The organism is Rania fehmarnensis, assembly GCF_056494185.1.
In genome coordinates this window covers 3,620,692-3,642,193 of sequence record NZ_CM151398.1, presented here as the reverse complement: position 1 = coordinate 3,642,193, position 21,502 = coordinate 3,620,692, and the positions used below count along the sequence as shown (strand labels likewise).

Here is a 21,502-nt window from a genome sequence, read left to right as displayed (position 1 = left end):
CGCTTTCGACTTGGGCGTCGACGCTCTGGCCTTCGAATTGAATACGACAGGCGGCGTACAGATCGATTGGCGCTACAACTTCAGCTTCGGCTTTGGCGTTAGCCTGCAGCGTGGTTTCTTCTTCCAAGTTAATCCCAATGTGACGTACACCGGTGGCCTGCCGTCGGCCGGTACCCCCGAAATTGGCCTGGCCGTCGATGTGCGGCTCAAGCCCGGCACGACGCTCGCTGGCAAATTGTTCTTCATGAACGTTTCGGCCACGACCAACGCGACCGAAGATTACAATCGAGATGGCATCATCAATGATGGTGGCAGCGGTAGTGGCCGCGGACCGCGACTAAACGAAGCCGCGGACCAGTTCGACTACAACCGCGACGGCGATATCAGCGACCTGCTTACCGAAGTCGATATCGATGGCAACGGTCGCTTGTCCAAGGGCACGGGCCTGTCGGGTAGTATTTTTATCGACATCGTCAATCCAGACGGCGATGCCAAGAACCGCTTGACCTTCAGTGAGATCAAACAGACGCCGAAGAACGCTCTATTCAATGCCGGTATTACCACGGAAGCGTTTGCTGATCTGAGATTGAGTGCCGATATAGGTGCCGGACTGCCGCAGATCAACGCAGACTTGACGCTCGATTGGGCGATTGGCTTGACGACTCGCGATGGACTGATCGGCGGCGGCTTGCCTGACATTGTGATTCGCGATGCCAAACTGGACATGGGTAGCTTTCTGACGACTGTTATCACGCCCGTGTTTGACAGCTACACCAAATACATCGGACCGCTGCGACCACTGATCGATTTTCTGGCTTCGCCGGTTCCCGGACTCAATGACCTGTCACAACTATTGAATGGTCCGGAGTTGACCTTCTTGACCCTGGGAATTGTAGGTGCCAGCCGGACAGAGCAGTCGATCGCGATCGCTCGCCAGGCACAAAAGGTGGTCGGTCTGTTGCAAGAAGCGTTTGTGTTCATCGACAGCCTGGAAGAAGCCACGCGCGATGGCAACAACATCGTGATCAACTTCGGCACGTTTTATGTAACCGGCAAGCCACTGCTGGTAGTCAAGACGGCCACCACTGGTACAACGCTTGAGCGCATTCTGCCGAGCAATCCCAGAGCTGGCACGCCGGTGAGCGTCTTCCGCAACAACGTAGAACTGCCACGCACCGCTTACAAACTAGTGCGTTACAAAGAAGGCACCGTCAGCAAGAGCAAGATCGTCTTCACCACCGCGCAAACGGGCACGATCACCGCCAGTTACACCACGACCGAAGGTGGTTCCACCGACTTGACCAACAAAAACACGGCGGTGAAAGTCAAGCCAAGTGCATTGGAGACGACAATCCCGACCAGCCCCAGCGGCGCACCGTCCTCCAATATACTTGATCAATCAACTAATTCTACGAACCCTGGTCTCTCGCGCAGCAAGTCGTTGCTCAATCGATTGACCGGCCAATCGGATGCGCGCGGCAAAGGTGGTTTGGGGATCAAGATTCCGTTGCTTTCCGATCCGTCGAACATTTTCAAATTGTTCACGGGTGAAAAAGCGGACATCATTCAGTGGGACATTCCGACGCTCAACCTAAATGTCCCGTTCAGCATGCGATTTGGACCGATTCCGATTCCGCCTGTGCCGCTGTATGCCACCTTCAAAGCCAGCTTGAATGCCTTTGCGGATTTCTCGATTGGCTTCGATACACGCGGCATTGCCAAGACCGGCAACTTTATCGATGGCTTCTACTTCGGTGACCTGGCCAACGTCACTTCGGGCGCCGACATCGACGAGTTTGGCTTGAGTCTGCAAGCGAGCGTCGGCGCGGCAATCGACCTGGCCATTGCCACAGCTGGTATCGAAGGCGGTGTGAGAGCCGATATCGGTATGAATTGGAACGACCTGGACGGGGATGGCAAGATCTATTTGGATGAATTGGTCGATCTATTCTCGCTCATGCCTACTCCATCGACGGGCGCCGACTTTCCAGGCATTTGCGTCTTCGATGCGCACGGATCGATCAACGCCTTCATCCGGGCTTACTACGAGGTTGCCTTATTGGGTGGCGATAGCTTTACGATCGCCGACATCAAACTGTTTGAGTTCAATCATCATTGCGTTGCTCCAGGCCTGGGCGAGGTCACGGCGGGACGCGGCGATTTTGAGAATGGTACCTTACTGCTGTACGCCGGCGACTACGCCGAAGGTCGCAGCACCCTGTACGGCACCAATCCCGATGAAGAGTTCACAGTAACGCAAACGGTCGAAGGTGGTCAGCCGGCGATCAACGTGACGTTTAACTATCTCAACCGCGATGGCGAGCCCGACACGCAAACTCGCATCTTTACGGGTGTGCAGCGAATCTTTTTCTCCGGCGGTAGTGGCAACGACAAAATCACTGTCGATCCTAGTGTGACAGTGCCCGTGAGACTGTTTGGTGGGACAGGCAATGACATCCTGGTCGGCGGTAGCGGCGCCGACGTGCTGGTCGGCGGGGATGGTGATGATCAACTGTCCGGCGGGCTGGGCAACGATCGTTATGTCTTTGCAGATGGCTGGGGAATCGATTCGATTATCGAACCGCCCCTGGGCACCGATGCGCTGGATACCTTTGATCTCAGCGCTGTGACGGCGGATTTAACGCTCACCAATGCACTCACTGTGGTGAGCGGCGCCAACACAGTGAATGGTGGCCAGGTGGGCCAACCGGTCATTGGTATTGAACGTGTATTGTCGGGCGCTGGCAATGATCAATTGACCGTTAGCAATGTGATCGGTGCGGGCTCGAGCAATGTCTGGACCATGACCGGTGTCAACAAGGGCAATATCAACAGCGCCTTTGTGTTTGAGAATGTGGAGAACCTGGTCGGTGGTGCCCAAGATGATCGCTTCGTCTTCGACGGCCAAGATCGCTTGAGTGGATCGATCTCGGCTGGGGCAGGCAATGATATGCTGGACTACTCGGCGTTTAGCAGTTCACAACCCGTCACGGTCAACCGGCAAGCTCGCACAGCACCGGGCATCTCGCGTTTCGATAACATTGAAGCGGTTCTGGGTGGCGCCAGTAGCGCAGATCAACTGACAGGCCGCACCGTAACGGCCACCTGGAGCATCACTGGTCCCGATGCGGGTTCGATCCTGGACAATGGAACCACCGTTCCGTTTGCTTTCTCGGGCTTCGAAAACCTGACGGGCGGTGACAGCAACGACATTTTCATGGTCTCGGCTGGCGGTCGATTGACCGGCAAGCTGTTGGGTACTGCCACGCCCGGACGCACCGATTCCGATCGCTTAGATCTTTCCAGTTTCACTATCCCGTTGAATGTGAACGTCAGCGCGACCAACACCGGTACGATTGTCGGTTCCATACCGCTGATGAATTTCGAACTGGTTGAATCGGTCTTTACCGGAGCAGGGGATGACACCTTTGCGATGGCACCACTATCAGGCTTGACTGGGGCAACCAATGCGGGCCCCGGGTCACGCGATTTGCTTAGCTTTATCGATTGGACCGTGCCAGTTACCGTGAATTTGTTTACCGGCGCAAATAATGTCGGCACCATTACGGGAGTCGAAGATGTTGTGGGCGGTGCCGCTGGCGACACCATTACTGGTAACGACTTTGACAATCGACTAATCGGCATGGACGGCGATGACGTGATCGTGGGTCGCAATGGCAATGACTTGTTGATTGGTGATTCAGCCACTGTGAGCGCCGTCGGCGGATTGGTGACCTCAGTGCGCGTGCTGGCGACCTTTGCGGGCAATGATCGGCTGACCGGCGGCAGCGGCAACAACTTTGTCTTCGGTGGATTGGGCAACGATACGCTTGTCGTGGGCAACGGGAATAATTTTGTCGCGGGCGATGTAATACTGCTCTCGTCCTCGGGTACCAACATCTCAATGCAATCGTTGATCGGCCCGGCCGAAGGTAATGACACGATCACGCTTGGAACTGGCAACGACGTTGTCATCGGTGGTTTAGGTAACGACACGATCATCGATGGTGGCGGCCGCAACGTGATCGTGGGTGATCGCGGATCCATTGAATTAGTGAATAGTCTGCCAACCAATGCGCGGACGATCATCTCGTCGCTCAGCGGCATTGACTCGATCACCACAGGCGCGGGCAACGATACCATCATGGCCGGAGGCAATATCGATACGGTTACTGCAGGCAGCGGCAACAATTTTGTGCTCGGCGATGATGGAGCCGTTGTCTTCGCCAGCGGAGTCGCGATTTCCGCGACTCTCTTTGAAGCCACCAGCGACGGTAACGATCTGATCACCACGCTCGAAGGTCGCGATATTATCTACACCGGTGATGGCGACAATACAGTGCTAGCCGGTGGCGGTAACGATGATGTCTTTGGTGGCGCAGGCCTGGACGCGCTCAGCGGACAAGACGGTGACGATTTTCTGGTGGGCATGCTGGGCGATGATACGCTCGATGGTGGCATCGGTAACGATGTCATGTTCGGAGGTTTGCCGATCGGCCGGCGCGATGACTATGAGCTGAACACCAATGACTTCACACTGCCGCCTGATTACGTCGCGACCGAAGCACTCTATTCGACCAGCCTAGCCAATTTTGGTTTGAGAGACATCGCCGTAGGGGGCTACATTCCCGCAGTCTTGATCACGCCCGCGATCTTAGGTGGTCTAACCATTGATGGCGCCGCGTTAGACGGGCGCGACGTCTTGCTAGGCGGCGCAGGGCTGGATGTATTGCTGGGTGGATCGCAAGAGGACGAACTCCGGGGCGGCGCTGATGCAGACTACTTGGATGGTGGCGCGGGCAACGAGATTATCTTGAGAGGTGACAGTGGCGACGACGTCGTGCGCGGCGGGGCCGGTGATGATATCGTCAATGGCGACGCCGGTATCGACAACATCTATGGGGACGACGGCGACGATCGTTTGCTGGGCGGGGCCGGAGCGACCGGCGATGTGCAAGCCGGTCAACGTTTGTTCGGCGGTGCAGGTCGCGATAGTTTGTATGCTTATACACCCACTGTGACCGCAGCCAACTTCACAGCCCAGACGCTCCTGGTTGGCGACCAGTTGTTTGGCGGCGACGATGGCGACTTCTTATACGGCAACATTCGCCGCGAAGTATTCGATGGCGGCGATGGCAACGACTACATCGCTGCGGACATCACGGTCGGTCCTAACAACATCTCGCATACTCAAGCCAACATCCTGTTGCCATCGGGAGCGACGACCGTCTTGACCCAAGCCGACACGCACGGCGGGGCAGATCGCCTGGTTGGCGGCGGTGGCGAAGATCAACTGTATGGCGGTGGAGGTAGTGACGTCATCTGGGGCGGTTCGGGCACCGACTTGATCGATGGCCAGCGCGGCATCGATCAACAGTTTGGTGGCTCGGGCATCGATATCTTCGAGCTCCGCACCGATGAAGTACTCAACGACACCATCGATGGACACTTCGGTAACTTCACAGCTGGCGATATAGCTGATGACAATGCCACGGACTTGTTGATGATCAGCGGCACGACCAGCGCAGATACCATTCTGATCGGCACGCGCGGTACCCAAGCTGCCGTGCTCTATAAAGTGGGCTCAGCTGCCACGCGCGAAATCCCGGTGACAATGCTCAGTGCCACTGGCGACTTCCTGGTGGAGCAGTTCCGCATTGCAGGCCTGGCCGGCAGCGACACGCTCGGCTTCTATTCCCTCAGCGCTATTGATGCCAATCTGATCAGTAGTGCTTCGATTCCTTCTGGCTTCTTGCCTATCAATACGAGCGGCCTTACTCAGCGATCGCGCGACTTCGTGGGTGTCTTCGACGGCAATAGCGGCAATGATTTGCTGCTGGGATCGAGTGGTCGCGATCACTTGGATGGCGGTCTGGGTAGTGATTCACTGTATGGTTTCGCTGGCGATGATCGTTTGTGGGGCGACCAAGGCAACGGCTCAGCAGCGGATGTCGATCGTCTGTTTGCGGGTGCGGGCAATGATGATCTGATTGGAGGACTAGGAACCAACAGTCTCTACGCGTGGAGTTTTGATCCGACTCTAGGCGGCCAGTTCGGCGTATTCGTCAACAGCGCCGGACGATTGTTTACCAATGATGGCGACCTGAACGACAACGGCATCTTGGACCTCGATGATAGCGTGACATCGGGTGTGCGCCGACTGCCGCATGCTCGCGAGAACACTGGTCTGAATCGTATGCTGGGCGGAGAGCGGGCCGATAATCTGTTTGGAGGCACTGTCGTCGACTTTATGTACGGCAATGGTGGTCGCGATACGATGTACCGCGCCGATGGCTCGACTTTCGAGTCGATGGATGAAGGCCTGGCCGGCGATGACTGGAAACGCTATGCGCGTGAATCCGATCAAGTCTGGTATGTCGGCGGCAGCAACGCGGCGGATGAGATTCGCGTCGACTTTGTAACCGAACCTGGACTGCTGACCGATCACCACTTGATCACGCGGCTGACGAACAACAATGGCAACTTCAGCTTCGCTGCCCAGGTGCGTTTGGACTTTGATGCACTGGATAGTCAAGGCAATCCCGTATGGGACGCGGATTCGCTCAAGTTCCGCGTCGATCAATTGCATGCAGATCAAAGTGTTGACTCACGCACGAACGAGCTGTCGCGAATTAGTAGTGCTACTGTCGAGAGAGTCAACGCAGATTTGCTGGCCAGTATCATTCCACCGGAAGGTGATTTCCAAGTCATCCTGATCGATACCTTGGATGGCAACGATCAAATCACGGTCGGGCCCACGGTACAAAAATCGGTGTGGATCGATGCAGGTGCGGGTGATGACACCGTTGAAATTCGCACCGGCAATTCGATTTTGGTTGATAAGACCGAACGCACGATCAACACAGCAACTGGCGTTCAAGGTCGCAATGACTTGCCGACCCAAGCCTTTACGCTCAGTCGCATCGATGGCGGAGCGTTGCAGGCCTTCGATGGCACCGCGGCCAGCACCGGTGGTTTGGAATTTAACGGGCTGAGCATCGATAGTCCCAACGACGTCGATTGGTATCGCTTCACATTGGCGGCTACGCCCTCGGCCAACGCCCGTATCGACCTGGCCAGCGGTTCCACCATCGATGGACTGGGCATGGAGATCTATGCCGAAGGCAGCGACACCGCTGTCTTGGCCAATCGCCTCAAGCTCGGTACCACCACAGGCAATGCCGGCGCGATTGGGCTGAGTGGTTTGGTCGCGAACCAGGTTTATCTGCTCAAGGTCACCACGCCGAATGTCGTACCCACGACCTACAGTCTGCGCATTAATCTAGTCGGTACCAATTCAGCAACTACGTTGGCTGCCATTCCGAAGATCGATCTGGCGTTGCGCACCGATATGCAACGTCGCGATGTGATTCTGGGTGGCACGGGTGATGACATTTTGCGCGGTGGAGCCGGCGAGGATTGGATCTTTGGTAACGCCGGCAATGATGTGCTCACAGGCGGTCAAGATCGCGGTGAAAGCGATTTATTGTTTGGTGGTAGCGGCGACGACACCTTCCAATTGATCACCGATGCACTTCCTTTGCTGGGCAATCAGCCCAACACCGACTTTGATCCAGCTACTAAGACGGTGCGCACTACGCTCAGCGACCAGCTGTTTGGTGGGCCAGGCAACGATCGCGTGTTGTATCTGGGTGGTGATACGGATCGTCGTGGTTTCGATGTGCCAGACTATGCAGCTGTGCAGTATGATTCGCTGCTACACCGGTACGAACTGACGGACCTGGTGTGGGATATCGGCACGCAGTCGTTCCGCACTACTACCGATGCCAATGGCTTGACGGTCTATCAACAGCAGTATGTCTACTATCAGCCGCATGACATCGAAAGTAGCGTAGTCAGTCTCGGGGCAGGGGATGACACCTTCCGCGCCGACGCCGGCTTCCGCTTCTTGCCATTGGGGATCGCCGCGGACTCCAGCGCTCGTGCACACTACTCCTTTGATGGTAACAACGCCAACGATGTCAGCGGTAAGAACAACCACGGGTCGCTGCAAGCCAGTGCGACCACCGCGGCTGATAACTTTGTGTTCAATCGCGCATTGTCTCTGAACGGGACATCCGATTTTGTATCGGTGCCTGCGCCGAGCGTACCGATCGGTAACGCACCCTACACCCTCGCCGCTTGGATCAAGCCTGATGTTATGGGAGGCGGTATCGTGGGCTGGGGCAACTTCGGCGCCACCAATCAAGTTACCTCGTTGCGATTGACCAGCACAGGCATCGTCAATGGTTGGGGTAACAACGACCTGGTTTCGGTTCGCAACCTGGTCGGCAGTTGGAATCATGTCGTAGCGACGTTTGATGGCACGACCCGAAGGCTGTTTGTCAACGGAGCGCAAGTCGCCAGCGATGTGCCCACCACCGGCGTGCACGCCGTCCCAAACAGTAACAACTTTGCGATCGGCCGCGCAGGCGCAGTCGACTTCTTCGATGGTTTGATTGATGATGTCCGCGTCTACGATGCCGCGCGGACTTCGGCTGAGATTGTGGCCATGTTCAATACGGGACGCATCGGTCTGACAGGCGCCAGTCAGTTTCCAGCCTATGGCTTTGAGTTAGGTGATTTCGAGCAACAGGCAACCATCGCTGCCATGCGCATCGATGGTGGCCCAGGCAATGATGCGATCTTTGGTGGACCACTGGCTGATCGCATCGATGGCAACGAGGGCAATGATTACCTGGTAGGTGGACTGGGTGACGATGAGTTGGATGGCGGTGGCGGCACAGACACGCTGTACGGCAATCAACCAGACGGCGGAACGACCAGTCTCTTCGCACCAGCTTTGTTCGCCAAGCCCGCTGGCTTTCCCGCCAGCGCACTACCCGAAGCGTTTTCGCCTGAGTTGGCTGCCCCGTTTACCGATGTGATCGCGGTGAATCGACCAGGGTTTGACGTCAGCTTGCCTACGCCGATCGTGCACTACACCTTTGATGATGGCACTAACCTAGGCAAAGATTCATCGGGCTACAACAATAATGCGACCGCAACCTCGGGGTTAACATTGGCCGCCGATGGGAAACGTGGTACCGCAGTTCAGTTTACTGGCATCAATGATGTATTGCAGATCGGTACACAAGGCATCAACTTGGGTTCTTCCTGGACCGCCAGCGCTTGGTTCAAAGGCGTGTTCAATACGGCCAGCGCCAATACGCTCTTCGAAACCTTGGCCGGCGAAGAGATCATTATGATCGCCCCAGGCACAAACGATGTCGGCATTTTGTATAAGGGCGTGACTTTTATCGATTCATCGCTCGACTTGAATCCGACCGTGCTGGGAAACACATGGAACCAAATCACCGTTGTTGGCTCGGGCATCGGTGTTACGGTCTATCTCAATGGAGTGCTGGTGGCTCGCAGTATTGCCGATGGTTCGCGTATTCAGTCCATCGGTAATGTCAGCACAGGTGGCAAACCGTTCGCTGGCTACCTGGATGACGTAGCTCTGTACAATCACTCGCTAACGCCAGATCAAGTCGAGTTGCTTTATCAGTTTGCACCAACTGACAAAGGAGATGTCAATTTAGATGCATTGACCATTAGCGGTTCCACGAAAGACGATCAGTTGAATAGCCTGATCTCGATCGGCGACTTCAACGGCGATGGTCGCGAAGACTATATGGCCAGCCAGGCAGCGCAAAGTTTCGTACTGTTTGGCCCCGTCGAGTTGACCAACGAACACAAGATCGACGACCTGGCCGACATCGTCATCGAGCATGCCAGCTTTGGTGTGCCTGCGTCGAGATTCGGCGATGTAAACAACGACGGTACGGCAGATATGGCATTTGTTCGCAATAGCGGCACCGACTATCTCATTACACTCGTATTCGGTGGCGAGACGAGCGGTTTTGCGGGGGGTAACCTCGCACCGTGGCCGCGCACTTGGGATGGCAACTATGCAAACTTGCTCGGGAACACCACCGGTTCATTCAGCAGTGCCCGCACCGTGCGCATTGCCAGGGACCTGTTAGGCGACCATGGCAATCTATCTCTGCAGTTAGGTGACCTGACCGGCGACAATCGAGCCGACCTTGTGTTCAGTTCGGATACAACCGCTGGTGCGGGAACAACCATCGCGGGACGATACCAACTGGGTTATGTCTTTTCAGGTGCCACGATCAGTGCGTTTGTTCCAAGTTCAGGCCAGCCCAACTTGTTGGCTAGTCAAGCCATGGCGTCGATTCAGTTGAGCGAACCAACGTTTATGTCGTTGAACGCCCAACCCATACAAATCGCCACCATTATCGCTGGAGATGTTAATGGTGATGGCATCGAAGACTTGCTGTTTGGCAACGAATCGGCCGGCGTCCAAGTCTTCACGGTGAACACGACGCTTAACACCGAAACGTTATCGCCAAGTCAATCAGGATTTTACCCAATAGTAAGTCGCCTGTTTGATAACCAAGTAGCTCGCATAAGTCTCTCGACGAGTGACTATCGCAGCTCGCAACCCGTTGCTCTAGGTGACCTGGATAACGATGGTCGCGATGAGTTTGCGTTCGTCTCAGACAACATTATTCAAGTGTTCAACGGTGGAATTGACATCAGCAGCATGTTTACCACCACTGACATGCGGATAGTTGCCAACGACGCCACCATTACGGCAGGCGATTTTGACCGCGATACCATTGGCGAAGTCGTGGTCACTGGCCGACCGTTTTACAAGATACCGCTGAGCAACCTGTTTGACGACTTCAATGGCGAACGATTGCTGGATGCGATCCTCAGCGATTCAAGTACCGACAGTGTATCTGAAAGCCGGTTAGGTGTTGATCGGGTTGTGCAGTCCTCGCCACCGACCTTCAGCATCAACGGCTCGGTCAATTTCAACTTTGCCAATCTGCAGTGGAATTCGGCCGCCAGTGGATTGCCTGCCAACGATCGTGTTTCACTGACGTCGAACGCAGGCATTCGCACCAGCGGCGTTCAGTTGGAGAACAGCGGATTCTTTACGTCGTTTGAAGATGGCATCGGGATGAGCCCCAACACGGCCATCACCTTTGACTTAGATGAAATCCGCGCTGCCGGTGACATTTCGGCGACGGAGACGCTGCGATTCGTGGCGGACCGGATGGGTTCCAATGATTCGGCTACTGTGGGGCAAGGGCATTTGATTGTCTTAGTCAGCAATAGCAGTGGCGTGTTGGCTGGGTACGTCAATGGTCAACCTGTTGCAGTTACCAACAACGCTGGGGTCTGGAGTTTTACCGCGCCATTTCCTATCGAACTGTTTCCACGCGGTCCATACGCATCACTCGATACCGTCCTGCCGGCGGGAGCAAAATTCTTGACATTGGCTGTGGCGGTGTTTGCGCCAACTTCGAATTTCCAAGCGGTCTTCTCAGGGGCTCGATTGGAAATAGGTGAGACGCCGAGCGCGAGCGCACGCGTGACGCACGTCTACCAGGCGGCCGGTAATTTTCCGGTTGAGCCACATCTCTTGCCCAGCAACGGCTCGACGATGACGATCGCCGGGCTAGACCGTTCGTTTACAGGTATCGAACTGGATGGCTTTGATGACTTCGCCACTCTACCCTCGTCGGTCTATAACAATATCCCCGAACACACCACGTCGTTGTGGTTTAGCACTACCCGCACGACAAGTCAGGGGCTTGTCCTCGGTTCCGACTCTAGTGAAGGGGTTTTGGACAATCAACGCATCTTTGTGCATCTGCAGGACGCGCGAACACTGGAAGTGCGCACCCAGACGAACTCAATCACGTTCGCGATACCATTTGTCGCCGATGGACAGATGCATCACCTGGCTGTCGCAACCAGTGATTCACAGAATCTAGTGACTGTTTATGTCGACGGGAAGCTGATCGGTAGCCAATCCGTACCTGTGTCAACCGTTCAACTCGGGCAGAATGAACTGACGATTGGCAGGGGATTGGGTCAATTCGATGGTCTGATCAGCGAGTTCAGCGTATTCAATCGCATTCTCTCGGAAGCAGATGTGCGCAACATCCGGAACAACGGACTAACTGGATCCGAAGCCGGACTGCATGCCTTGTATCCATTCAGCGAAACCAGTGGCTCCGCACTGGTCGATCGCACACGCAGGCACCTCAATGGTGACTATACGCCCGCAGGTTTGACAACCAACCCTTTGCGATCGCGCCGCTCGATAGACAATCCGATGGTCGCTTCACCGGCTGGCCTGGATCTGAATAGCGATGGCAGCGATGACCTGGTCATGTTCGCGCGATACGCCACTAGTCCCGATAACATTACCAGCGCCGGTTCCTTACTGGTTAGCTACGGTTCAGCCCTTCGCGTGGCCCTGCCCGAGTCGGTGGCCATTCTCGAGAACACGTCTGTCTCTGGCAGCGGATCGTACGTGGTTGATCGCGGTACTGGCCGGCCACTGACGTTTGACGCGGGCGGCGCAGCCTTTGAGTTTGCGAGTGCATCCGTCGGCAACCTGGTAGATCCTATTGATCTCGATAAAGATGCCTATCTCGACTTGACCAACCTATCGATCGATATCGTCGGCCAAGATCGTATGCGTTTCACCGTTACCACGCGCGGGCCAATTCCCGCCGTGGGTGATCCGCGTTGGATTGGTGTGGGCTATCGAATCTACGTCGATGCAGTCGCTCCATTTGATAACGCTGTATCGACTGCGCAGTGGGAATTGTATGCGGACAGTCAGTTTCGCCCAATTCTGAATGGGCAATTGATTGACCTGCAAGTCGAGGGCAATCAGTTCTCATTCACCACTTCACTTAGCGATGAAGGGCTATCAGGTAGCGACCGGTTGTCCCTCTTTATGGATAGCGTGAATTTCAATGAAGTCGAACCCAGTGGTCGTTGGTTCGATCAAATCCCCAATACGCTTCTCAATTTACCTACCAACAATGCCAGAGTTGGTTTAGGCGAGCGCTGGTACCAGTTCTCGACGCTCGGCGATGGCAAGGCGGGTAACTTCATCGCGCTAACCGGTGAAAACGATCGCGCCTTGGCAGGCGTGCGCATGGATCTATTCGACATACAGGGTCAGAGTGTACTGCGCAACGTGGGCGCAGTAGACCTACGCACGGTTGTCGCCGGTACCTATTACTTGCGAGTGACCAATACCGAAGGCCTGGCCGATCAATTTACCATCGCATTTAGTGCGCCTATCGGTGGTCAAACGCACAGTAGCCCGTCTGCTCCCGATAGCGACATTCTTCGCGCCGGTGATGGCAATGACTTCTTAGTCGGCAATTCTGGTATCGATACCTTGATCGGTGGTAGCGGCGCGGATCAATTCACCGGCGAGCCAGTCGAGATTCACGATCGCGACACAGCAGATCTGCTGGACTTGGTTGTTTCACCAGCGGAAACAAGTTATGGCAACGTGGTGCCAGTACTCGATCCAGTTGTGGGCTTCACTTCCTCGGTTGTGTTCACTGACAATTTCCAGAGCGGTAGCTTCAGCGGGGCACGGTGGCAATCCGTCAACAATGTGGTGATGGATAACACGTTGAACTTTCCAATCGGGAACTTCGCCGCGAGATTGAACGGTAATCCCGGTGGCAACGATTCACTGGTAACCCAACCAATCAATTTGCTGGGTAGTAGCCAGGTTCAATTGCGATACGCTTTCCAACGCAAAGGAGCCGGCGAAGCCCCTGACCCGGGCGATGATTTGATTGTCGAGTTTAGCACGAATGGGGGCGGTCTATGGACCGAGGTCGATCGTCAATCGGGTGCTGGACCCGATATGACCAGTTTCCTATCGCGCTCGATCAATCTGCCGGCCAGTGCCATCTCGGCCAATCTTCAAATTCGCTTTCGTAGCATCGGAACGCCTGATGTTGCCCTCTTCTTCGATGATTGGTTTGTAGATGATGTCTCGATAATCAAAACAGAAGGCTCAGCCCAGTTGTTGGCCGCCGTGGCTCGTGAACTGGGAATGCCGATCACGACCAGCGTTATCACCGGCGCACCACTGCTCCATCAACCACTCACGGCCAGTCAGTTTGGATCGATCGTTCACTTCCGCGCTAGCGATCTTGGCCTAAGCGATTTGCATGGCATTGAGCACCTCGTTAATGCCCGTTCGATCGATTTGACGGACAACAGTATCGATGACACGGATGTTAGTCGGCTGCTGCCTAAATCAACTTCGACCGGTGACCCAATCGGGACTGGATCGTTGCACCGTTTGAAACTCGCAGGTAACAGCGAAGTTCGCGATGTAACGCAATTGGTTGGGTTGACTCAATTGCACGAGTTGGACTTACAGCGCACTGGTATCGATCCCAATGCACCTGCCAGCATTGGTGCCTTGGCCTCGCTCAATCAACTGCACACATTGCATCTGAATTCAACGCTGCTGGTGCCAGGTACTAATGTGGTGCTCACGGAGAGCCAACCAACATCGATGCCGACTACCCTGCGCTCCGTCGAGTTCAATGGCGTCGATGCCAGCATGTTAGCTGGTACGGTGCTGAGTCTCGGACTGCAAGGCGACTTCACTGCTTCGGCCTGGCTGAAAGCCGACACTTACGGTGGTCCAACCGACGACAGCCCAATCATTAGTTCGGGCGGCCCGACGGCCAGCCAAGCTCTGCTGCTGACCATTCGCGGTGGTCGCGCCTTTGCGTCGATACTGGGCGTCGAACTAACGGGCACAACAGTTTTTGAACCCGGCCAATGGGTGCACATCACCTGGCGTCTTGCGGACGGCAACCTGAGCTTGTTTGTCAATGGAATCCTGGACGCCACGCGCACGGGCGCGGGGGCATTTAATGGTGCCGGGACGGTCCATCTGGCAGCATGGCTCGGGGGCAATCGATTCTTCGATGGCCAGTTGGACAATGTGCGCATCTGGCAAAGGGCACTTTCATCCAGCGATGTGATCGCCAACATGCATGGTACGCTCGCGCCAGACAGTACACTCAAAGCTGATTGGCGCTTCACCGAGGGCAGTGGTGTGACCGTGGCTAACTTCAGTGACGATACGTTCGCTGGTCAACTGTTCGGAACAACCGCTTGGGTCGATAGTCGCACTGAGATCCTCAATCAATTGAATTTCGATGGCATAGATGACTATGTCTCACTGGGCAACGCGAGCGCGATCACCGATCTCACCAGCAACTTTACGATTGCTGCCTGGATCAAAACCGATACGCTAACCAGTTTTCATTCGATCTTGAGTGGTCCCAACTGGGGATTCCGCCAGCTCAATGGAACGCTGATCTTCACGACTTTTGGTATCCATGATTACCAAACCAGCAACCCGGTGCTTCCGTTAGGCGTATGGGCGCACGTGGCTATGACCATGAAGCCCGACTTCTCAGTCAACTTCTTCGTCAATGGTCAGTTTGTCGAGAACCGTCCGTTCAACGCGCCCGCGGCCAATGCGAGCGGTGAAGTACGCATCGGCGCACGCATCGAAGGGGATGAAATCTGGAGCGGCAGGCTCAGTCAGGTAGGTATCTGGAACACGGCGTTGGATGTTAACCAAATCAATCAAATCCGAACTGGCTTTGTTGATGGCGTCATCAACAACCAAGTTGGTTTCTGGCCACTCGATGAAGGGACAGGCACGGTAGTATCCAGCACCCCACCATCCGCCATTTCCGGCACGCTGGTCAACGGTCCAGGCTGGTACATCGACTTGCCATCGCCATGGAGCGTAACGGGGGCGATTAATGCTAGTGGTCTCCAGTCACCGATTCGCTTTACACCGACCGATGACGGCCTGGCCACGGTGACGACACGCGGTGAAAGTTTTCCGATCTTCATTCGCAACGCAGCTCCCAATCTGATTCAAGTACCGGACCTAGGCACAAGTATCACTGAGGGACAATCGATACGACTGGGCAGTGCTCGGTTGATGAATGCCGGTCTGGATGAGTTTTGGTTCGATGGCAGCTTTGGCGACGCCGAGATCTTCCCGATCGATCCAGTCGTCAACTCAGCCAGCCTCGCAGCCAAGACGCCGATCCTGACTTCGACACTCAGCCAACCGCTCAGTTATGGCAGCAGTGAATTCAGTGCGCGCGTGGGTGGTCTGATGGACCTGGACGAATTCGCGACGCTGTGGACTGGCCGCGTCACTATCGGGGCGGCCGGCTCAGGCATGCCATTGGTGGCTGGTGACGTAACCTTTGGAACAGCCAGTGACGATGGCTCAGCGATCTATCTCGACGTGAATGGCGATGGCTTGTTCTCGACCAGCGAACTACTCGTCGACAATCGCGGTGTCCATGCCGTAGTCAATGCCGTTGGATCTATCAATCTGCCAGCCGGTAGTTACAACATTGCGATTGCCTTCTACGAGCAGTTCTTTGGCGAGTTTATGGAAGCTCGCTTTGCCCAAGGCAATGTGGCGGCAACTGGCTTCAACACGATGACGGTCATCAATCCTGCAATGCCCGCGCAAGCTGGCATGTGGACCAAGTCCGGTCCAGTGCGCATGGAGCTACCGGTACTTGTCGGTAATGGCTCTACGTTTACCCCTCGCGACCCCATCGTGGTCACCGAAGCTGGATTTGCCGATGCGCAATCGCTTGACTCGACCGTGTCGATCATTGCTGAGGACGGAACCGTCACCGATCTTTCTGGACGAGCTCGCCAGTTTGCCGATGACGCTCTGTTCCTGCCCGCCGATACGCTCGATGGTCTCTCGAATATGACGTTAGCGTTTTGGATGAAGACCACTAAGACGCCCGCCCAGACAGTCGTCAGTGCTCAAGCCGATCAAGCAGGCAATCGTTTCGAAGTACAAATCAGTGCAACGCAAGTCTTGATCACGGATCTAGTTTCATCCAGCGTGGTCACCTATAACGTCCCGGCTACAGTTGCGAACCTGGCCAACAATCAATATCACCACATCACGATTATTCGCAATCGCACCGCAGGGCAATACCGCGTGTTCATCGATGGCCTTGCAGCCACTGCCACAGGGTCGATTTCTATTCCTGTCACGCAAGGTCGCTTGAGCGTTACCGACGCGGGAGTGGTACTGGGCCAAAGATTCACCAGCAACGGTGGGTTCGAATCGGGGCAAGAGTTTGTGGGACTATTGGATGAGTTTGCAGTTTGGGATCGCGCGCTGACCTTTGCTGAGCTCACTGCCGTGTTCAACGGCCGGATATCAACAAGCGATGCTGGGCTGCGCGTGTGGTTGCCGCTGAACGAAGTAGCTGGCAGCCTGGCCCAGGATCGCAGCAGCGCGGCTCGCGATGGCAATTTTGTCAGCTCCTACGCAGCCACACTCTTGGCTGGTCGACCGGTGCTTTATTATCCAATGAATGATACGGGTACCTTCATCACCGATGCCTCTGGCAACGGACGGCACGGTACGCGCTCGGGCGATGCCAGTGGCGGCGCGACCAGTGTCAACAATAATCTGGGTACTGCACTGGGCATGATTAATGGCGCCGTGAACGTGCCCGCTGTGGGGCGTTTGCCGCAATTTACCTTGGAAACATGGATCCGTCCCGAGCAATTCGAATCCAATCCAATTCTGTATGCCACGCAAGCGACGGCCGCGGAATCCTTGCAGATTTCCTTTGCCTTGCCAGGCACTTTGCGCGTAGCGATTGGCGGCGCAGCCACTCGCGATTTCGGAACAACTTCCAACTTCCCACTCAACACTTATACGCACTTGGTTGTTACCTACAACTCAGTGAGCGGTACGGTAAGCGTCTTTACCAATGGTCAACTGCTGGATAGTCAAAGCGGTGCGCCGGTCGTGACCAACTTGACGGCTGCCAACATTGGGTCGCTGGGTGGAACCACGCGATTCTATCGCGGACGGATCGATGACCTGGCGATCTACGATCGGGCGTTGTCATCCCCTGAGATTGCCGATCGCTTTGCAGCTCGTCTGACCAACGCGCATGGTCCGCGCCCCTCGGCCGATATTCCTGCGGCGACGACCAGCGATTTCACCGCCTTGGACAACGGCAACTATACTCTGCGTGTGCAAGTGGCGGATAAAGACGGTGGCCTGTCGATCTCTGAAAAACCGTTCACGGTGCAGAACGCCGCTCCAGTGATCAACGATCTCAACACGCTGGGTCCGATCGGCGCCAGTTCGGTGGCCCCAGTTAGCTTTGGCAAGTACCAATTCGATGCGGGAGATGTCATCGACGCTGGCGTAAACGAGCAGCTCAGTTACTTGTGGGATGTAACCTCGAACAATGGTACCCGCATTCTCTCCTCGGAAGGCTTCAGGTTCGAGTTTGCGCCAGCTGCTTCAGGTCGTTACGTAGTGCGCTTGACTGTCACCGATAGCGATGGAGCCACGACCACATTCGCACAGACCATCACGGTTAGTCCTATCGCTTTCGTAGAAGTAAGCCCCGCTCCGACGGCTGGTTCTATCATTGAACTTACGAGCAGCCAGTCCAGTCCGCTGGCTCCAGCGGGCGATCTGCAAGGCTCGGGGCGTTCGGTGGTTCGCGTTTACGAATGGACAGTGCGCCGTGGTACAACGACAGTCACCACTAGTACTGCCGAGAGTCTTGAGTTTGTACCGCTAGTAGCGGGCGCCTATTCGGCTCAGTTGGTCATCCGCGACCGCTTCTTTAGTGGTACTACTCAATCGCTTGAACTGACCAGTACTGTAACGCGCAACTTTACCGTAACCGCAGCAGCCACTGTCACTATCAACTTGCCTACGACCCCGATTGCTGAAGGTAGCGAGTTTCTATTCACACTCGGTAATCTACCAGCCATCCATAGCTTGGGCGAACGCTCGGTCGCCTGGACCATCACCGGCGGCAACACCACCGTACTTCCATCCGCTGACAATCAAGAGTTTCGCGTCCTGTTTAACAACAATATTGCGGGAGGTGGAGCGTTTACGATCAACGCTACGGTCACCGATGTTATCCGCAGTCCCGATGGCTCCTTCGCCACGCGGAGCTTTGTGCGTACAGCGGCACCAGCGACGCTGACAATAAATAACTTGGCCCCAACCGTGTTTGTCGATGACCGGACCACGCGCGAGAACCAGGCGGTCACTTTGTCGGCCGTCGTCTCGGATGCCGGTATTGGTGATACACATGAATTCGTAATCAACTGGGGACATGGATCCAACTCAATTGGTCCAGTCGCTGGCGGCACCTTGCAAGCCACCCATGTTTATCCGCAGAATGGCCAATACTTCGGTACGCTAACTGTGAAGGACAACGAAGGCGCGGAGCGCAGCGTACCTTTTACGGTCAACGTGACCAACGTGGCTCCAGTAGCTGTGAACGACACGGGATTGATTGCCAACGAAGATGCCGTGTTGGAGATCAATAGCTCTGTATTGATGAGCAACGATAGTGACGTTGGTCCTCAAGATGTGCTCTCCGTCGTAGCGGTCAGTGGCCGTTCGAGCCAGGGTGCCAATGTAGTATTAACAGGTAACACGATCGCTTACGATCCCACGCAAGTCGCTGCCTTCAACGCTCTTAAAGCGGGTCAATCATCGACAGATACCTTCACTTATGTACTGTCGGATGACTCTGGTGCGCGCAGCACGGGTACGGTTACCATAACGGTACAAGGCCGTAATGATCGGCCGCAAGTGGTCGCTGCCATCAACGCGCTATTCGAAGACGCTCTGCCGGTGAGCGGCTCGCTGCTCAGCGGAGCGACGGATGCCGACAGCAATACAACCCTGTCGATCCTGAACGTCGCCGGTTCTGCCGCGACACTGACCACCGGACAGTTTGGAACGCTTAGTTGGTCCAGCAACGGCGCGTACACTTATTCGCTCAACAACACATTGCCAGTTGTCCAGCAATTGGCTGCTGGGCAAACTCTGACGGATACATTCGCTTTTAATGTGCGCGACGAGGTAGAGACTGCGCTCAACACATTGACCGTGACGATCCAGGGAACCAATGACGCGCCGCAGGTGTTTCCTCGGTCCTTTAGCGTGGCTGCCGGCGCCACAGCCAGTGCGCTGAGCGGTACGGCCGACGACGCGGTGTTGATTAATACGCCGGTGGCCTACTTCCGACTCGGAGAACGGGAAGGCACGGTCGCCGCCAATACGTTAGCCCCCGTATCGCGCGATGGAACAATCGTCGGCAACGTGCAGTTGGCTCAGCCCAGCTTGATACCCAACTCGCCGGACTACGCGATGAGCTTTGGGGGTACGGAGTATGTCAGCATCGCCAGCAACGCGCTGATCGACTCTTACAGTGGCGAAGCCGCGGCCAAGTCGATCGAATTGTGGTTCAGTACGGTCGACACATCAGCTCGCCAGATGATTTTCGAACAGGGCAGCTCGGTCGCCGGCTTGAATCTCTACATCGATGCCGGTCAGCTCTATTTCGGCACTTGGGATAACAGTACGTTCAGTCCCTTGGTGCGCACTCCTATCGTCAGCAACGTGGTCTATCACGTCGCGGGCGTATTCGCCACTGGTTCATCGCGACTGTACGTCAATGGCGTTCAAGTGGCTTCGGCGGTAACGGCGTTCGATGGGGCAGGGGGGATCAGCGCGGGGCCGAGCGAAAATGCGATTGGCTTCTCACGAAATAGTCGCTTTCATAACGGCGCAGCCGGCTTGGGCTTTGGCTTCCGTGGCACGATCGACGATGTGGCTCTATACAATTCCGCTTTAACGGGCAGCCAGGTCCTAGCCCACTATCGCGCCGCCGGCTTGTTGGCCGGCACGCGCGATGTTGACAACGCGGACACGCGATCCGTGATCGCTGTCAATGGCCAATCCGTTGTGGGCCAGCCGATCAGTTTGGATTCTGGTGCACGTTTAACTGTCCAGGCCGATGGCTCATACGTTTACAATACGTTGCGAGCATTCGACTATCTGCCGCTCGGTGTCAATGCCACGGAAACGTTTGCCTACACAGTTGCCGATGCGTTGGGTACTACTCAAACTGCCACAGTAACGGTCACGATCGCTGGACGCAACGATGCGCCGACGAACATTGCCCTAAGTTCCAGCGCGGTCACCAACTCCAATACGATTGGAGTGCTGACGGTAACTGATGCAGACACTACGGACAGCCATACCTTCACGATGGTCAATGCTGGTCCTGCGGGACAATTTGGAGTGAGCGGCAATCAGTTGGTGGTGCTCAGTCGGACCGGCCTGGTCCCTGGCCAGTCTTACCTGGTTACCGTGCGCGCGACGGATGCCGCTGGTGCGACAATCGATCAAGTATTTTCACTAACGGTGACAGAAGCCCCCGCCGCTCGCCTGGCTTTCGCAAGTCAACCGATGGATGTCAATGGCGACGGAGTGGTCACACCCATGGATGCCCTGCTGATCATCAATCAGCTGAACATGGCCGCAGGATCTGCACCGAGCCAGGCAGAGAACGATACGCTGTTCGACTTTGACACCAACGACGATGGTCACGTGAGTGCCATCGATGCCCTGTTGGTTATCAACCATCTAAACCAGCAGTTCCCCAGTACAGCCGAAGGCGAACCCTCAAGTGAGACCACAGTGGACATGGCGATTTGGGAACTAACTGAAGGCATGAAACGGAAGGGCCATACTTTACATATAAAGTAA

The 21,502-nt window shown here is 55.6% G+C and carries 1 protein-coding gene (cut by a window edge); it reads left to right on the top strand.

What is annotated here, in order from left to right; genetic code table 11:
- Positions 1–21,502 carry the 3' portion of a LamG-like jellyroll fold domain-containing protein gene (locus SH573x_RS12265; protein WP_479355405.1) on the top strand. The gene continues 9,179 nt to the left of window position 1, outside the view, so the window shows 21,502 of its 30,681 coding nt (coding positions 9,180–30,681); its start codon lies beyond the left edge, outside the window; the stop codon is at positions 21,500–21,502.